At 67.1% G+C, this 15,791-nt stretch carries 15 protein-coding genes; 5 read left to right on the forward strand and 10 right to left on the reverse strand.

Going from position 1 to position 15,791, the window contains the following annotated elements; translation table 11 throughout:
• Positions 1-27: 27 nt before the first annotated feature.
• From GRI40_RS04525 to rsmA, 4 genes are all read left to right on the forward strand, one after another.
• A complete protein-coding gene (locus tag GRI40_RS04525; RefSeq protein WP_160610241.1) occupies positions 28-2,376 on the forward strand; it encodes an LPS-assembly protein LptD in 2,349 nt (782 codons plus the stop codon).
• A 135-nt stretch (positions 2,377-2,511) separates the two neighbouring features.
• A complete protein-coding gene (locus GRI40_RS04530; RefSeq protein ID WP_337190489.1) occupies positions 2,512-3,885 on the forward strand; it encodes a peptidylprolyl isomerase in 1,374 nt (457 codons plus the stop codon).
• A complete protein-coding gene (gene pdxA / locus GRI40_RS04535; RefSeq protein ID WP_160611408.1) occupies positions 3,882-4,889 on the forward strand; it encodes a 4-hydroxythreonine-4-phosphate dehydrogenase PdxA in 1,008 nt (335 codons plus the stop codon). Before GRI40_RS04530 ends, pdxA begins: the two co-directional genes overlap by 4 nt.
• The gene (gene rsmA / locus GRI40_RS04540; RefSeq protein WP_160610242.1) at positions 4,886-5,722 is read left to right on the forward strand and encodes a 16S rRNA (adenine(1518)-N(6)/adenine(1519)-N(6))-dimethyltransferase RsmA; all 837 of its coding nucleotides are present in this window, start codon (positions 4,886-4,888) and stop codon (positions 5,720-5,722) included. Before pdxA ends, rsmA begins: the two co-directional genes overlap by 4 nt.
• Here rsmA and GRI40_RS04545 read toward each other — a convergent pair.
• The 8 genes from GRI40_RS04545 to GRI40_RS04580 form a co-directional block, all read right to left on the reverse strand.
• Positions 5,708-6,727 (reverse strand): SO2930 family diheme c-type cytochrome, encoded by a 1,020-nt coding sequence (locus tag GRI40_RS04545; RefSeq protein WP_337190491.1) that lies wholly within the window; start codon positions 6,725-6,727, stop codon positions 5,708-5,710. The two genes, rsmA and GRI40_RS04545, sit on opposite strands and share 15 nt — an antisense overlap.
• Positions 6,724-7,938: a parallel beta-helix domain-containing protein gene (locus GRI40_RS04550; RefSeq protein WP_160610243.1), complete on the reverse strand. Its 1,215-nt coding sequence runs from the start codon at positions 7,936-7,938 to the stop codon at positions 6,724-6,726. Before GRI40_RS04550 ends, GRI40_RS04545 begins: the two co-directional genes overlap by 4 nt.
• A gap of 79 nt (positions 7,939-8,017) precedes the next feature.
• A complete protein-coding gene (locus tag GRI40_RS04555; RefSeq protein WP_160610244.1) occupies positions 8,018-8,338 on the reverse strand; it encodes a hypothetical protein in 321 nt (106 codons plus the stop codon).
• On the reverse strand, positions 8,338-9,804 hold the full coding sequence (locus GRI40_RS04560; protein WP_160610245.1) for an NAD(P)(+) transhydrogenase (Re/Si-specific) subunit beta: 1,467 nt from the start codon (positions 9,802-9,804) through the stop codon (positions 8,338-8,340). Before GRI40_RS04560 ends, GRI40_RS04555 begins: the two co-directional genes overlap by 1 nt.
• On the reverse strand, positions 9,801-10,109 hold the full coding sequence (locus GRI40_RS04565) for an NAD(P) transhydrogenase subunit alpha part 2 (protein WP_160610246.1): 309 nt from the start codon (positions 10,107-10,109) through the stop codon (positions 9,801-9,803). Before GRI40_RS04565 ends, GRI40_RS04560 begins: the two co-directional genes overlap by 4 nt.
• Positions 10,109-10,579 (reverse strand): endonuclease domain-containing protein, encoded by a 471-nt coding sequence (locus GRI40_RS13800; RefSeq protein ID WP_160610247.1) that lies wholly within the window; start codon positions 10,577-10,579, stop codon positions 10,109-10,111. Before GRI40_RS13800 ends, GRI40_RS04565 begins: the two co-directional genes overlap by 1 nt.
• Complete coding sequence (locus tag GRI40_RS04575; RefSeq protein ID WP_202390246.1) at positions 10,576-11,694, reverse strand: NAD(P) transhydrogenase subunit alpha; 1,119 nt, start codon at positions 11,692-11,694, stop codon at positions 10,576-10,578. The genes GRI40_RS13800 and GRI40_RS04575 overlap by 4 nt, the downstream gene beginning before the upstream one ends.
• An 11-nt stretch (positions 11,695-11,705) precedes the next feature.
• On the reverse strand, positions 11,706-11,846 hold the full coding sequence (locus GRI40_RS04580; protein ID WP_160610248.1) for an aa3-type cytochrome c oxidase subunit IV: 141 nt from the start codon (positions 11,844-11,846) through the stop codon (positions 11,706-11,708).
• Between the two features lie 151 nt (positions 11,847-11,997).
• Here GRI40_RS04580 and GRI40_RS04585 point away from each other — a divergent pair, with 151 nt between their 5' ends.
• Positions 11,998-13,416, forward strand: a complete 1,419-nt coding sequence (locus GRI40_RS04585; protein ID WP_160610249.1) for a sigma-54-dependent transcriptional regulator — start codon at positions 11,998-12,000, stop codon at positions 13,414-13,416.
• 54 nt (positions 13,417-13,470) lie between these two features.
• On the opposite strand, the gene folP is transcribed toward GRI40_RS04585, so the two are convergent.
• Together folP and GRI40_RS04595 are read right to left on the reverse strand one after the other, a co-directional pair.
• Positions 13,471-14,583, reverse strand: a complete 1,113-nt coding sequence (folP, locus tag GRI40_RS04590) for a dihydropteroate synthase (protein ID WP_160610250.1) — start codon at positions 14,581-14,583, stop codon at positions 13,471-13,473.
• 55 nt (positions 14,584-14,638) lie between these two features.
• Positions 14,639-15,763: a site-specific DNA-methyltransferase gene (locus GRI40_RS04595; protein WP_420006861.1), complete on the reverse strand. Its 1,125-nt coding sequence runs from the start codon at positions 15,761-15,763 to the stop codon at positions 14,639-14,641.
• Between the last annotated feature and the right edge of the window lie 28 nt (positions 15,764-15,791).

The following is a 15,791-nucleotide window of genomic DNA, read 5'->3' on the forward strand; positions in this document are numbered from 1 at the left end:
AGGCGGCGCCGATGCGATAGGCAAGCGATGCTCCCCGCCCGTACCGGATCGCAGCAAGCCAGGGCGCGTCGCTTGCCCGAATGGGCTGCAAGCGCGTTGGCCATCGCCCTGTCCCTCACCGCCGTGAATGCCGCCGCGCAGGATGGCGCCGCGCCAGGCATGGCCACGCCAGAGAGGCCGCAAGGCGATACGCCGGAAGGGGAACCGGCAGACCGGCCCGCTATCCCGCCGCTCCAAGCTGAGACGACGCCTGCCCCACGAGAGGACGATCGCCGGGTCGACTTTGAAGCGGCGACTGTCGCGTACGACCAGAATTCCGATGCCGTCACGGCGACTGGCGACGTCGTACTGCGAAGCGAAGATCGGTCGGTCCGGGCCGACACAGTGACCTGGAATCGCACGACGGGGGAGATCGTCGCCAGCGGCAATGTTCGCTTCGTCGACGAGGACGGCAACCAGCTCTACACCAGCCGCATCGAACTGACCGACGAGTTCGAGGCTGGCGCGATGGAGGATCTGCTCCTGGCCCTGCGCGAAGGGGGCCGCCTCGCCGCCGTCAGCGGATCCCGCCTGGCCGACGGCACGGTGGAACTTGCCACCGCCGCGTACACCGGGTGTGATGTCGTCACCGCTGAAGGCTGCCCGAAGGACCCGAGCTGGCGCATCACCGCCGACCGCGTGATCTATTCGCCTTCGGACAAGACCGTCCGGTTCCGCGGCGCGTATCTCGAGCTGTTCGGGGCGCGGCTTCTCCCGCTTCCTGGCCTGGTCGTCCGGACGGACGGGCGGCCCAGCTCCGGGTTTCTCGTCCCCGAGGTCCAGTTCTCACGGAACAACGGGTTCGAGATCAGCGGCAGCTACTTCCTCAAGATGGCGCCCAACAAGGATCTCACGCTCAGCGCCTACGCCTTTACCGAGGCACCGCCGATGGCGAGTGCCCAGTGGCGGCATCTTACAGACCAGGGCGCTTACCAGATAACGGGATACGCGACGGTGAGCCGGCGGCTGGACCAGGTCGGCGTGAGTGCGGTGGGCGAGGACGAGTTCCGCGGGTACCTGTTCGCCAACGGCCGGTTCCAGTTCGATCCCAACTGGAGCACGAATTTCTCCGTCCGCCGCGCGACGGATCGCACGTTCCTGCGCCGATACGACATCAGTCGGGACGACCGCTTGCGCTCGATGGTCGAGGTTGAGCGCATCGACGGCGATTCCTACCTGGCGATCGCGGGCTATGCGACGCAGACGCTGCGGATCGGCGTGCCGCAGGGCCAGGTGCCGATCGCCCTGCCGCTGATCGACTATCGCAAACGAATCGATGCGCCGCTTGTCGGCGGGAAGCTTGAACTGATCGCCAACACGCTCGCGATCCATCGACGGGACGGGCAGGATACGCAGCGCGCGTTCCTGGGCGGCAAGTGGGACTTCCGGCGCGTCACCGCCTGGGGCCAGATGCTGACGCTCACGGCGCTGCTGCGCGGCGATGTCTATCACTCCGACGAAAACGGCCTGACTGCGACGGCGATCTATCGCGGCAATCCCGGCTGGCAGACGCGCGGAGTCGCGATTGCCGCCGCAGACATGGAATGGCCCTTCGTGGGTGCGCTGTTCGGCGGGACACAGGTGCTGACCCCGCGCGTACAGCTGGTGGTCAGCCCGCCGATCCGCAACCTTGCCGTTCCCAACGAAGACGCGCGGGCGATCGACCTTGAGGATTCGAACCTGTTCGCCCTCAATCGCTTCCCGGGACACGACCGGGTGGAGGATCGGCCCCGGGTAACATACGGCTTCGACTGGCAGCTGAACCTGCCGGACTGGCGCATCGACACGACAATCGGGCAATCCTACCGGCTGAGCAATCGCGAGAGCATCCTGCCCGACGGCACCGGATTGAGCGAGCGGCTGTCGGACTTTGTCGGCCGTACGCAGGTGCGCTTCCGCGACTTCGTGAAGTTCACCCACCGCTTCCGCCTCGACAAGGACGGGCTCGCAGTAAGGCGCAACGAGCTCGACGCGACGGTCGGTTCCAGCCGCACATATGCGGAAGTCGGCTACCTCCGCCTCAATCGGGATATCTCCCCACTTATCGAGGATTTGCGTGACCGCGAGGAACTGCGTTTCGCGGGGCGGGTGGCGTTTGCGAATTACTGGTCCGTCTTCGGTTCAGGCGTGTTCAACCTGACCGACCGGTTCGAGGATCCCACGTTGAACTCCGACGGATTCGATCCGGTTCGCACCCGACTTGGCGTCGCGTATCAGGACGATTGCCTCGAGCTGGGCCTCACGTGGCGCCGCGATTTCGTGGACCAAGGGGACGCGCGCCGGGGCAATGCGTTCCAGTTGTATTTCGCCCTCAACAACCTCGGCTTTCGGCGCTAGCCGACGGACCGTTGGCAGCGGCAGGCAAACAGGCTATCCGGCACGCCACTCAGCAACGGTTAAGCCGCTCGGGGGCACCCGCGGGATCAACACTGGGGGCGGCTCTCCGTGGCCCCCGCGCAGACGGATAAACGCGTGATTCATAGGACTCTTTCGAACTGGCTGTGCGGCGCTGCCGCGATGGCGGTGGTCGCTTCGCCGATCGCCGCGCAGACCGCGGCCCAGCCGGCCGATCCCGCCGCCCAGGCCACGACCCCCAGCATCACAGGCGCGCTGGATATCCCGGCAGACGTCGCGATCCTGGGCAAGAACGATCCGAACAGCCGCAAGCCCACCGCGGTCGTCAACGGCCAGATCGTCACCGGCACCGATGTCGATCAGCGCGTTGCGCTGATCGTCGCTGCCTCCCGCAGCGAAATCGAACCGGCGGAGCTTCAGCGGCTGCGCATGCAGGTCCTGCGCAACCTCATCGACGAATCGCTGCAAATCCAGGAAGCGCGCGCGCAGCAGATCGAGGTTTCGCAGGCCGAGGTCGATCAGACGTACGCCCGGGTCGCTGCGCAGAACTTCGGGCAGAACGTCGAAGCGATGGATGCCTACCTCACCCGGATCGGCTCGTCCTCCAACTCGCTCAAGCGGCAGATCCTTGGCGAACTGTCGTGGCAGCGCCTGCTCCGCCGCAACGTCGCACCGTTCGTCAACGTTTCGGCCGAAGAAGTGAACGAGATGCTCCAACGGCTCGAGGCGAGCCGTGGGACCGAGGAATATCGCCTGGGGGAAATCTGGCTGTCGGCGACACCCGAAAACGCCGCCCAGGTCGAAGCCAACATCAACCAGATCATCGAACAACTGCGCGGCGGCGGCAGCTTCCTCGGCTACGCCCGCCAGTATTCCCAATCCTCGACTGCTGCGGCCGGGGGCGACCTTGGCTTCGTGCGGCTTGAAATGCTGCCGAGCGAATTGGCAGTCGCGGCGCGGCAGATGCAGCCCGGCCAGCTTGTCGGGCCGATTGCCAACTCCGGCGGCTATTCGATCCTCTATCTCATCGACAAGCGGGCCGTGCTGACTTCGGACGCGCGTGATGCGGTCCTCAGCCTCAAGCAGATTTCGCTGAAGTTCGAGCCCGGCATCACGGAATCGCAGGCCCAGGCGAAACTCGCCACGTTCACCACCACGGTGCAAGCGATGAAAGGCTGCGGCGACGCCGATAATCGCGCGCAGGCGATCGGTGCCGAAGTTGTTTCCAACGATGGCATTGTCCTCCGCAGCCTGCCCGAGCAGTTGCAGCCCTTGCTGATGGAGCTGCAGGTCGGACAGACGACGCCCCCGTTCGGTTCGGCCCGCGATGGCGTAAGCGTGCTGATGCTGTGCGGCCGTGACGATCCGCAGGCCACGGGCGCGCCCGATTTCGATGACCTGATGTCGCAGCTTGAGGACGATCGGGTGAACAAGCGCGCCCAGCGTTACATGCGCGACCTGCGCAACGACGCGGTGATCGAATACAACTGAACGCCGCCTCTCGCCCGCTGGCCGTATCGCTCGGCGATCCGGCGGGGGTGGGACCGGAACTGATCGCCCATGCCTGGTCGCTGCGGGAACGCGAGCGGCTGCCCCCCTTCGCCGTCATCGGTGGGGCGCGCCTGCTGGCCGGCGCCGCCGGGTCGCGCGGTCTCGACGTGCCGATCGAGCCGATCGCCTCCCTCGATGAGGCGGTCGGCGTGTTCGGCCGTGCCCTCCCCGTGCTCGGCACGCTCGACGGCATCTGGCGTCCGGGGGAGCCGGATTCCGAAGGGGCCGCGCTTGCCTTCGCCTCGCTGAAGGCGGCGACGAATCTGGCCGTAGAGGGAAAGGCCGCTGGCATCGTGACTGGTCCGATCGCCAAGGCACGCTTGGCCGAAGTCGGCTTCCATTTTCCGGGCCAGACCGAGTTCGTCGCGCACGCGTGCGGCGTCCCGGCACAGGATGCGGTGATGATGCTCGCGGGGCCGAGTCTGCGAGCCGTGCCGCTGACGGTCCACGTGCCGCTCGCGAAAGTTGCGGGTCTCCTGTCGGTCGACCTGATCCGTCGGCGCGCGCGGATCATCGCCGAAGCGCTGCGCCGCGACTTTGGCGTCGCCGCACCGCGCCTGGCAATTGCAGGGCTCAACCCCCATGCCGGCGAAAACGGACGCATGGGCGACGAAGAACTGCGCGTCATCGGCCCCGCGGTGGAGACGCTGCGCGCGGAAGGCATCGACGCCAGCGGGCCGCACCCGGCCGATGCGCTGTTCGCGCCGCACGCCCGCATAGGCTACGACGCGGCGCTGTGCATGTATCACGACCAGGCACTGATCCCGCTCAAGACGCTGGACTTCGATCTAGGGGTGAACATCACGCTGGGCCTGCCGATCGTGCGGACGAGCCCCGACCACGGAACGGCATTCTCCATCGCCGGGACAGGCCGGGCCAGCGCGGGCGCGACGATCGCGGCGATCCGCATGGCGGGCGAATGCGCGGCGCGGCGCGCGGCATGAGCGATTCCCCTCTTCCCCCGCTACGAGAGGTGATCGCCCGGCACGGTCTCTCGGCATCGAAGGCGCTGGGCCAGAACTTCCTGTTCGACGCGCAGCTGCTGGATCGCATCGCGGCCATCCCCGGTGATCTCACGGACCGCGCCGTGCTGGAAATCGGACCCGGCCCGGGCGGCCTCACTCGCGCGCTTCTGCGTGCAGGCGCCCGCGTCACTGCGATCGAGATGGATCGGCGCTGCCTCCCCGCCCTCGCCGAACTTGAAGCCGCATTTCCGGGCCGGTTGCAGGTCGTCGAAGGCGACGCGCTGAGGATCGACCATGCGGCGCTGGTGGGCGAACCCTTCGCCGTCGTCGCCAACCTGCCGTATAACGTGGGAACCGCGCTCTTCACGCGCTGGCTTTCGGGGGAACAGTGGCCGCCCCGGTGGACCAGCCTGACGCTGATGTTTCAGCAGGAGGTTGCCCAGCGCGTTGTCGCACCCGCCGGCAGCAATGCCTACGGCCGCCTGGCCGTTCTGGCACAATGGCGATCGACCGCCCGGCTGGCGCTGAAGGTTCACCGGAGTGCGTTCACCCCTCCGCCCAAGGTGATGAGCGCGATCGTGCATGTCGAGCCGGCAGCGATGCCTTCCGGTGTCTCGGCCCGCGTCCTGGAGCGGCTTACGGAAGCGGCCTTCGGGCAGCGGCGCAAGATGCTGCGGCAAAGCGTGAAGGCTCTCCCTGGCGCACTCGATGCGCTCGCCAGCCTCGGCATCGACCCCCAGCGTCGGGCGGAAACACTGTCGGTCGAGGAATTCGTCGCCATCGCGCGCGCGCTTTCATCAGGGCGCCCCTGACGGCGCCATGGCCGCAACCCAGCGCTCGACGACCGCCAGCCCCTCCTTGTCGACCGTCCCCTTGCCCAGTTCAGGCATGGCCACCCCGCCCTCAAGGCTCGCCATCCGGTGGACCATGATCGATTCGCCGGGCTTTCCCGGCACCAGGTCGAACAGGAGATTCCCAGCGCCGCGACCGGCAGCCACCGGCCGCTTCATGACCCCGAGCGCCTGCGCGCTGGTCTGCTCCCACCGAAGATCCAGCCCTGAATTGGACGCCATGGCGCCGGGCTGGTGGCAGTGGGCGCAATTGACGTCGAGATAGGCGCGTGCCGCTGGTTCGACGCCCGCCTCTGCGCGCTCTTCCCACACCGGCAGGGTGCGTGCGACCACGGGCACGGCCGCGATGTGTCCGTCACGGGCGAAATCGTTCAGCCATGCGGTGGACAGATTGCGCGCCTTCGGGCCGATCGGAATGACGGCATCATTGAGCCCGTGACACTCCTTGCACTGGTTCTTGTTGGGAACGCGGTAGTCGATGCGTTCCCCCGCCGGGGTCGTCACAGCAACGCGCGCGCCCGCCAAGGCCAGCTTCGCATCGGTCTGTTCGGCGTTCCAGAGGTACGGCAGGGCCAGCCAGCCATCGGCCCGGTGCAGCAGCACGCGTGTCTCGATCAGCCGCCGACTGCCGCTTTCGGTGAAGGCAAACGTCTTGATGAGCGCGGAACCGACCGGGAAGTCCAAGAGCCCTTCGCCCTCGGTCCCAGCACGCGCGCCCGCTGGCAGATAGACGAAGCGCAGCTTTTCGGCGCCATCGGAATAGAGCGGCGTGTTGAGCCGATAAGCGCGCACGCCGGCAGCCGGTGCCTGCGCCGCGCCATCGGTGAAGAACCCGTATTCCGACAGCATGGTCGGAAAGGCCGAGCCGGTAATTGCGGCATCGCTGGGCGCAGCCGGACCGTGCGCCGCGCCGGTCGCCGCAGCAGCGGCGATCAGCGCCGCCGCCAGCACCCAATGGCGTTTCACGGGACCAGCCGTGCCTCGAGCGCAGCGGGCGCGCCAACGCCGGTCAACGCGAAACCTGTCGTCGGCGCTGGAACCGAAAGCGGACCCGGCTTTGCCCCCGCGCCGCTCAACCCGCCGCCCTGCGCCGGCAGGTTGAGCGACCATCCCCCGAGCGAAGGGTCGACGCGCAGGGCGACCGTGCCCTCCTGCGCCAGCCCGTCCCACATCACCGGGGGCAATGCCCCCCCGAATGCAGCCAGCAACGCATTCCGCCCGTCGATCTGCGGATCAGTGCCGCCACGATCGACCGTGTTCTCCCCGATCACGACATTGCGTGGGTACGGGTTGTAGGTCTTGTCGTCGAACTTCATGGGATAGGCGACGACCATCACCGGCGCGGTCGGGTTGTCCACCAGGATGTTGCCCTCAACCAGCACGCCGTCGTTGGCCATCACCATGATGCCGGTGCCCCGTGGCACACCAGCCACGATGTTGCCCTTGGGCGCGAAATTGGGCGTGGTGTTGTGCGCCACCAGGTTGCCGCGCACCAGGGTGTTGCCGCCGCCCATCACCGGAAGGCTGGGCAGATCGAAGACCAGGATGCCGCCGGTATTACCGGTGACGAAGTTTGATTCCACGATCGCATCGCGGCTGTTCTCGATCTCGATACCGGCGACGTTGTGGCGGGCCACGTTGCCGCGCACGGTGATCGCCTTCGACTGGCCGACGTAGATGCCCGCATCCGAGGCGCCGGAAACTTCGCTGCCCACGATCAGCACGCCTGTGCTTTCCACCGGGTACAGGCCGTAGGCGCCGTTCGTCTCCTTCGGGCCCCCGGTCCAGGTCACCCGCAGCCGCTGGTAGACGATGTCGTCCGCGCCCTTGGACTTGATGCCGTCGCCCTTCGGGTTCTCGATCGCGAAATCGCGGAGCGTCACGCGGTCGCTTGTGACCAGCAGCCCCTCGCCCGAGCCGGTCTGCCCGGTAAAGTCGAGGATGGTCGCATCCATGCCCGCCCCGCGCAGGGTGACGCCATCCACGTCAAGGCTGAGGCCATCGTCCAGCATGAAGCGGCCCGCCGCCAGCACCACCTCGTCGCCGGGCTGGCTGAGTATCAACGCTTCCTGCAACCGTGTCTGCGCGTCGGGCCCGGCATCGACCTGTCGGGTCGCGGCGATCGCGCTGGAACTGGCCCCGGCCAACAGTATCGCGGCAAGGATCGTGGTTTTCATCGTGCGCTCTCCCCTCGCCGCGTAACCTGGGCGGAAGGGTGACACATCTGTCCGCCGAAACGCAAGCCGCCGGCGGCGGTCAGTGCGCGAGGCCGGTGGTGCACAAGGCGGCGGAACTCGCCGTCACCGCGATGACCTCGCTGTCGCCGACGCGGCGCACCCGTTCCACGAACTCTCCGATGGTGGCGGGGCGTTCCCGTTCACCGGGGCGTGCCTCAAGTCGTTCCAGCTTGCGGAGCTGGGCAATCGTCAGCCGATCCACCATGCGTCCCGCCATGCAGGCAGCGTTGGCGGACGAGAGGCCTGCTTCGACCAGGGCGCTTTCCACTCGGTCTTCGGCCACCGTTTCCACGCATCCACTCGCCCCCAGCAGGGCGGCCGCGCAGAGCACGCCGCGCATCAGTCCAGCGCCTTCACGATATCGTCGACCATCTTCTTCGCATCGGCGAGCAGCATCATCGTCTGCTCCATGTAGAACACGTCGTTGTCGACGCCGGCGTAGCCGACGCCGCCCATGGAACGCTTGATGAAGAAAACCTGCTTCGCCTTGTCCACGTCGAACACCGGCATGCCGTAGATCGGCGATGATTTGTCGGTCTTCGCGGCGGGGTTCACCACGTCGTTCGCGCCGATGATGAAAGCGACATCGACCTGCGCGAATTCCGAGTTGATGTCCTCAAGCTCGAACACCTCGTCGTAGGGCACTTGCGCCTCGGCCAGCAGCACGTTCATGTGCCCTGGCATCCGGCCGGCGACGGGGTGGATGGCGTATTTCACCTCCACGCCGCGCTCTTTCAGCTTGTCCGCCATCTCGCGCAGCGCGTGCTGCGCCTGGGCGACGGCCATGCCATAGCCGGGGATGATGATGACCTTTTCGGCCTGTTCCAGCATGTAGGCGGCATCTTCCGCGCTGCCCGACTTGTAAGGCCGCGCCTCGCGCGCTTCGCCGCCAATCGCGGTCTCCGCGCCAAATCCGCCGGCGATCACCGACAGGAAGCTGCGGTTCATCGCCCTGCACATGATATAGCTCAGGATCGCGCCCGACGAACCCACCAGCGCGCCGGTGACGATCATCGCGGTGTTGTGCAGCGTGAACCCCATCGCCGCCGCTGCCCAGCCGGAATAGCTGTTCAGCATCGACACGACGACCGGCATGTCCGCCCCGCCAATCGGGATGATCAGCAGGAAGCCGATCGCGAAGGCGGCGGCGATGATCGCCCAGAACAGCCATCCCTCGCCCGCGCCTGCGTCGTTGGACAGGGCATAGATCGCCGTGCCCGCAATGATCGCCAACAGTGTGCCGAGGTTGATCGCATGGCGTCCGGGCAGCAGGATCGGCGTGCCGCTCATGTTGCCGTTGAGCTTGGCGAACGCGATGACTGAGCCCGAAAAGGTGATCGCCCCGATCGCGGCGCCTAGTGCCATCTCCACCCGGCTGACCGCGAGGATGTTGCCGTCCATTCCCAGGATGCCGAACGCCCCTGGATTGAGGAAGGCCGCAACGGCCACAAGCACTGCGGCAAGGCCGACGAGGCTGTGAAATGCGGCGACAAGCTGCGGCATGGCCGTCATCGCGATGCGCCGGGCGATGATCCAGCCGATACCGCCGCCCAAGGCAATTGCCCCCAGGATTTCCGGCAGCGAAGCGACGTCGTGCGTGACCAGCGTGGTCACCACAGCGATCAACATGCCCGCCATGCCGAAGCGGTTCCCGCGCTGCGATGTCGCGGGCGAGGACAGTCCGCGCAGGGCGAGGATGAACAGCACTCCCGCCGCCAGATAGGCCAGCGCAACCCACGGGCTGACGGCGTGCGCGGCATCCGCGACGATCGACAAGTCAGTGGTCTCCAGTGGCGGGAGGCTCACGCCTTCTTCTCCGGCACGGCAGCGGGCCTGTCCTTCTTCTTGTACATCGCCAGCATCCGCGCGGTGACAGCGAACCCGCCGAAGATATTGACGCTCGCGAACGCCACGGCGGCAAGGCCGAGCCACTTCGCACTCGGGCTTCCCGCTGCAGCCGACGCGATCAGCGCGCCGACGATGATGACGCTGGAGATCGCGTTGGTCACCGCCATCAGCGGCGTATGCAGCGCCGGCGTGACCGACCAGACGACGTAATAACCCACGAAGCAGGCCAGCACGAAGATCGACAGGATCGAGATGAAGTCCATTAGGTTGCCTCCCCGGCACGGGGAGGGGGACCGTCCGCAGGACGGTGGAGGGGACTCGGCAACCGCGCGACGATGGCCTCCGCGGTGTCATCCGCATTCGCCAGCACACGCGCCGCCGTTACCCGCAATACCCTGAACCCGTTTTCCTTCATGAAAGCGTTGCGCCGGAGGTCGAACTTGGCGCGGTCGATCGCGTCGTGCGCGCTTCCATCTACTTCGATAACGAAGCGCTCCGACAAGCAGCAGGAATCGGCGATGTAAGGACCGATCGGATGTTGGCGGCGGAACTTGTAGCCTTTAGGTCGTAGGCGGAGGCGCTGCCACAGAAGTCGTTCGGAAACGCTCATGTCTTTGCGAAGCTGGCGGGCTCGCGCGACGGCCGGCCTGGCGACGAACTTCGAGTCCCCACCACCGCGCTTCGCGCGGTCCCCCTCCCCGTCGCGGGGAGGCAAGCTACCCCCGGTCCTCACTTCAGCCTCTCGTTCACGATGGCGCCGCCCTGTGTCAGTCGCACCGCCCCCCCGATTTCCTCGTCTAGCACTGGCCGCCCCGTCTCCTTGTCCCAGAACGCGGAGAGGAAGTTGTAGAGATTGCGGGCGAAGAGCGCGCTTGCGTCGGCTGCCAGCTTCGCGGGCGTGTTGGCATAGCCGATGATCCTGACGCCGTGCCTGTCGACCACCTCGTCGGCGACCGAACCTTCGACGTTCCCCCCCTGCGCCACCGCCAGATCGAAAATCACGCTGCCGGGTTTCATCGTCGCGATCTGCGCATCCGAGATCAGCCGCGGCGCGGCACGGCCGGGGATGAGCGCGGTGGTGATGACAATGTCCTGCCGGGCGATATGGCCGCTCACCAGCTCGGCCTGAGCGCGCTGGTATTCCTCGCTCATTTCGGTGGCGTAGCCGCCGGCGCCCTCGCCCTCGATTCCGGCGACATTCTCGACGAAGATCGGCTTGGCACCGAGCGACTGGATCTGTTCTTTTGTGGCGCTGCGCACATCGGTCGCGGAAACCTGCGCACCCAGGCGCCGGGCGGTCGCAATGGCCTGCAGACCGGCGACGCCCACCCCCATCACGAAGACTTTCGCCGCCTGCACCGTGCCGGCAGCGGTCATCATCATGGGAAACGCCCGGCCATAGGCATCGGCGGCGGCGATCACCGCCTTGTAACCGGCGAGGTTGGACTGGCTCGACAGCACGTCCATGCTCTGCGCGCGGGTGATGCGCGGCATGAACTCCATCGCCAGCGCTTCAAGACCGGCATCGGCGTAGGCGGAGACGCGATCCGGACGGCCGAGAGGATCGAATATCGCCGCGACCCAGGCGCCGGGTCTTGTTCCAGAGAGCGCGGCGGCATCGGGTGCCTGGATTCCGAGCACGATATCCGCGCCCGAGAGCACCTGCGCAGCCGGCCCGACTTCGGCACCGGCCTCGGCATAGGCGGCGTCGGGAATGCTGGCGGCGAGACCCGCCCCGGCCTCTACCGCGACGGTCGCGCCTAGCGAAATAAATTTCTTCGCCGTTTCCGGCGTCAACGCGACGCGGGTTTCGCCCGCCGCTGGTTCCTTGAGGACGGCGATCCGCAAGCGCGCTGCGATCACTCGGCAATCAGGATGACGATCACCAGAACGATCAGTGCCGTGATCGGCACGGTCCACTTCAGCATCGTGACGAACCCGCCGTACGTGCCCTTGTGCTCCTTGATATCCTGCGCGTTGACATCGTTGCCGGTGGCCATTGCGATCGCGGTCCCTGTTACCTGAAATTCGGCGGGACCCTATCGCGGGAGCGGCGGCGGCTCAAGTGCCGACCCAAGGGTTATGCCGCGGCTTAAGATGACCTTTACCCCTTGTCCCGTAATCGGTCGATCTGTTTCGGGATGGGACACGATGACCGACGGCGAAAACCGCTTGCTCATGCTGATCGACGACGAGCCCGCGCAGAGCCGCCTGATCAGTGCGCTAGCCGCGCGTGAAGGCTGGCGCACGCTGGTGGCCCCCGATGCCGAGACGGCGATCGCCACGCTGGGCACGCGCCAGGGGATGCAGCTCTCGGCGATCATCCTCGACCAGTGGGTGCCGGGCGACGATGCCTGTTCGCTGATCGAGGAACTGAAGAGCCGCCGGCCGGCCGTGCCGATCCTGATGCTCACCGCCAGCGCCAGTCCCTTGCTGGCTGTCGAGGCGATGCGCGCCGGCGCGACCGATTACCTGATCAAGCCGGTCGCGCCCGACAGGCTGATGCAGGCCCTGCGCAGCGCCACGCGGCGCGAGGCACCGCGCGACGAGCTGCAGCCATTGACCGAGAAGCTGGGCCAGGTGCTGGACTTCGACGCGATGATCGGCACGGCGCCCAATTTTCGCGCCGCCCTGGCCAAGGCCGCCAAGTCCGCGCGCGGCCACGGGAACGTGTTGATCGAGGGCGAAACGGGTTCGGGCAAGGAGATGCTGCTGCGCGCGATGCACGCCGCCTCGCCCCGTGCGAAGGCACCGTTCCGGCTTATCAACGCCCGCGCCGTGCCCGCCAATTCCATCGAATCCGTGCTGTTCGGGCACGAACCGAACGCGTTTCCCGGCGCGTTCGAGCGCCAGGTCGGCGCCTTGCAACAGTGCGACGGCGGCACCCTGGTGCTCGACGAGGTCGATCGCCTGCCGCTGGACCTGCAGGAGAAACTGGCCGGCGTCATCGAAACCGGCGTCGTCCGCCCGGTGGGCGCGCGGCACGGATACCGGATCGACGTGCGGATACTTTCCGCCAGCAACCTGCCTTTGGGGGCGTTGAACCAGGCCGGGTATTTCCATCCCGCCCTGCACGCCCAGCTTTCGGCGACAGCCATCGTGCTGCCCCCCTTGCGGGAGCGGACCGGCGACATCCAGGCGCTGTCGCGCCACTTCCTCTCTCGCATCGGCGATCAGCCGGGCCTGCGCGCACTGACCATCACCGATGGTGCGCTCGCCCTGCTCGCCGCGTTCGACTGGCCGGGCAACGTGCGCCAGCTCCAGGCCGTGCTGTTTCGCGCGGCCGTATTCTGCGACGGTGACGCGCTGACGGCAGAGAGCTTCCCGCAATTGTCGCAGATGCTGGGCGAGCCGGTGGAGGCGCGCAACCCCAACCAGGACGGGGTCGGCGTCATGCTCTATACCCCCGACGGCAACCTGCGCAGCCTGGAAGACATCGAGGCCGACGTGATCCGTCTCGCCATCGGGCACTATCGCGGTCGGATGACCGAGGTCGCCCGCCGGCTCGGCATCGGCCGCTCGACGCTCTATCGCAAGCTCGGCGACCTCGGTATCGAGAGCGCGGCTTGATCAATCCTGGATTGATCGGCCCGCTTCCCGCGATCGCATCAGCGCTGCATTGATTCAGTCGGGCAAGTTCGAAAAATCGGTCAGCGCCGCGTCCCTCAATCCCCGCCAGACGTTGCGCGCCTGAACCGTCTCGGCGACATCGTGGACGCGGATCAATTGCACGCCCGCGTCCATCGCCTGGAGCGCCAGCGCGACGCTGCCGCCGAGCCTATCGTGCGCCGCGGCCTCGTTGCTCATCGCGCCGATCATCCGCTTGCGGCTGGCGCCGAACATCAGCGGCTGGCCCAGCGCGTGGAACAACGGCAGGGCGTTGATCAGCGCGAGGTTCTCGACAAGCGTCTTGCCGAAGCCGATGCCGGGGTCGAGCACGATTCGTTCGCGCGCAATCCCGGAGGCGACAGCCGCATCGCGCCGCGCCGCGAGCCAGTCGAAGACGTCGAACACCACGTTGTCGTAATCGCAGCCGGCGTGGAGGTCCTCGGCGGAACCGGGCGCGTGCATCAGCACCACCGGGCAACCCCGCGCGGCGACAACCTCCGCCGACTGGGGATCGTGGCGCAGCGCGGATACGTCGTTGATCATGTGCGCCCCACCATCGAGTGCCGCCGCCATGACGGCCGCGCGCCGCGTATCGACGCTGATCGCAGCGCCCATCTGGCGGCAGTATTCGACCGCGGGGACGACCCGCGCGATCTCGTCGCCTTCCCAGACCGCCCGCGCTCCGGGCCGCGTGCTTTCGCCGCCGATGTCCACCAGGGCCGCGCCCGCTTCCAGCATGGCGGCGGCGTGAGCGGCCCCGTCTTCGGGCCGATCAAGGAATTTGCCCCCGTCCGAAAAGCTGTCGGGCGTCACGTTGAGAATTCCGGCGACCTGCGGCTGGTCCAGCCGGATCGTCCGGTCGCCCATCTGGAGCGGCGGGTGCGCAGTGCGCAGGCCAGCCCACTGCTCCTCCGCATCGTCCCCCAGCCCGGAGGGAAGGCGGGCGAAAGTCTCCGCTGCAGTCCGCGGCGTGAACGGATGACGTCCCACCACCCGCCCATCGCGGCGGACGATCGCGGCGAAGCGGTGGGCAAACACGAGTCCGCTGGCCAGACGCACGGCGTCGCCATCCTCGGCCTGCGGACTCGCCGCGAGGCCGATGGGCACCAGGTATAGCCGTTCGCTCATGCTGCCGCGCGCCTGGGGGCGCTGTCCATGTTACGCTGTCCTGACACCCTCCGAGTCAATCCTCGACGCTCAGCAGGTAAGTCTGGCGAACGGCGTCGATCGGCTTGATCTCGCCAGCGGCATCGTAGTGCCAAAATGCCCAGCCGTTGCAGCTCGGCGCGCCTTGCAATTCCTTGCCCAGGCCGTGGATCGACCCGCTCGCCCCGGCGCATACCAGCGACCCGTCGGCGCGCACCGTGGCGGTCCAGCGTCGCTTCTTGTCGAACACGTGCGTGCCCGGCGGCAGAAGCCCCGCTTCGACCACGGCGCCGAACGCCACCTTGGGCGCGGTGCGCGGGCTGTTCATCGTGGCGATCGCGCTTTCGTCGAGCGGCAGTTCCTTCGCGATGCGCCGGGTCGCGACCTCGCGGTAGGCCGCTTCCCGCTCGCAGCCGATCCACTGTCGTCCCAGCCGCTTGGCGACCGCGCCGGTAGTGCCGGTGCCGAAGAAGGGATCGAGAACCACGTCGCCTTTCTCCGTCGTGGCGAGCAGGACGCGGTAGAGCAGCGCTTCCGGCTTCTGTGTCGGATGCGCCTTGTGGCCGTTTTCCTTCAGCCGTTCCTGCCCCCCGCAGATTGGGATCACCCAGTCGCTGCGCATCTGCAGCTCGTCATTGAGAGTTTTCATTGCGCGATAATTGAAGTGATAACGGGCCTTTTCTCCCGTGCTCGCCCACAGCAGCGTCTCGTGCGCGTTGGTGAAGCGGGTGCCGCGGAAATTGGGCATCGGGTTCGTCTTGCGCCAGACGATGTCGTTGAGCAGCCAGAAACCGAGGTCCTGCAGGATCGCCCCGACGCGGTAGATGTTGTGGTAGCTGCCGATCACCCACAGCGCGCCATCGGGCTTCAGCACCCGGCGCGCCTCGCTCAGCCAGTCGCGCGTGAAGGCGTCGTATGCGGCGAAGCTGTCGAACCGATCCCACGCATCGGTCACCGCATCGACATGGCTGCCGTCGGGCCGGTTGAGTTCTCCGCCGAGCTGCAGGTTATACGGCGGATCGGCGAACACCAGGTCCACGCTGGCGGTCGGCAGGCTGCGCATCGCCTCGACACAGTCGCCGGCCAGTATGCGCCCAACCGGCAGGTCGATTGCCCCTCTTTTAGTCCCTGGCGCCACCTTCGTCGCGGTGCATGCACGCATCCGCGTGGTCTCCAAGACCCCCATCCCG

Source organism: Tsuneonella aeria (genome assembly GCF_009827495.1).
GTDB classification, from domain to species: Bacteria; Pseudomonadota; Alphaproteobacteria; order Sphingomonadales; family Sphingomonadaceae; genus Tsuneonella; species Tsuneonella aeria.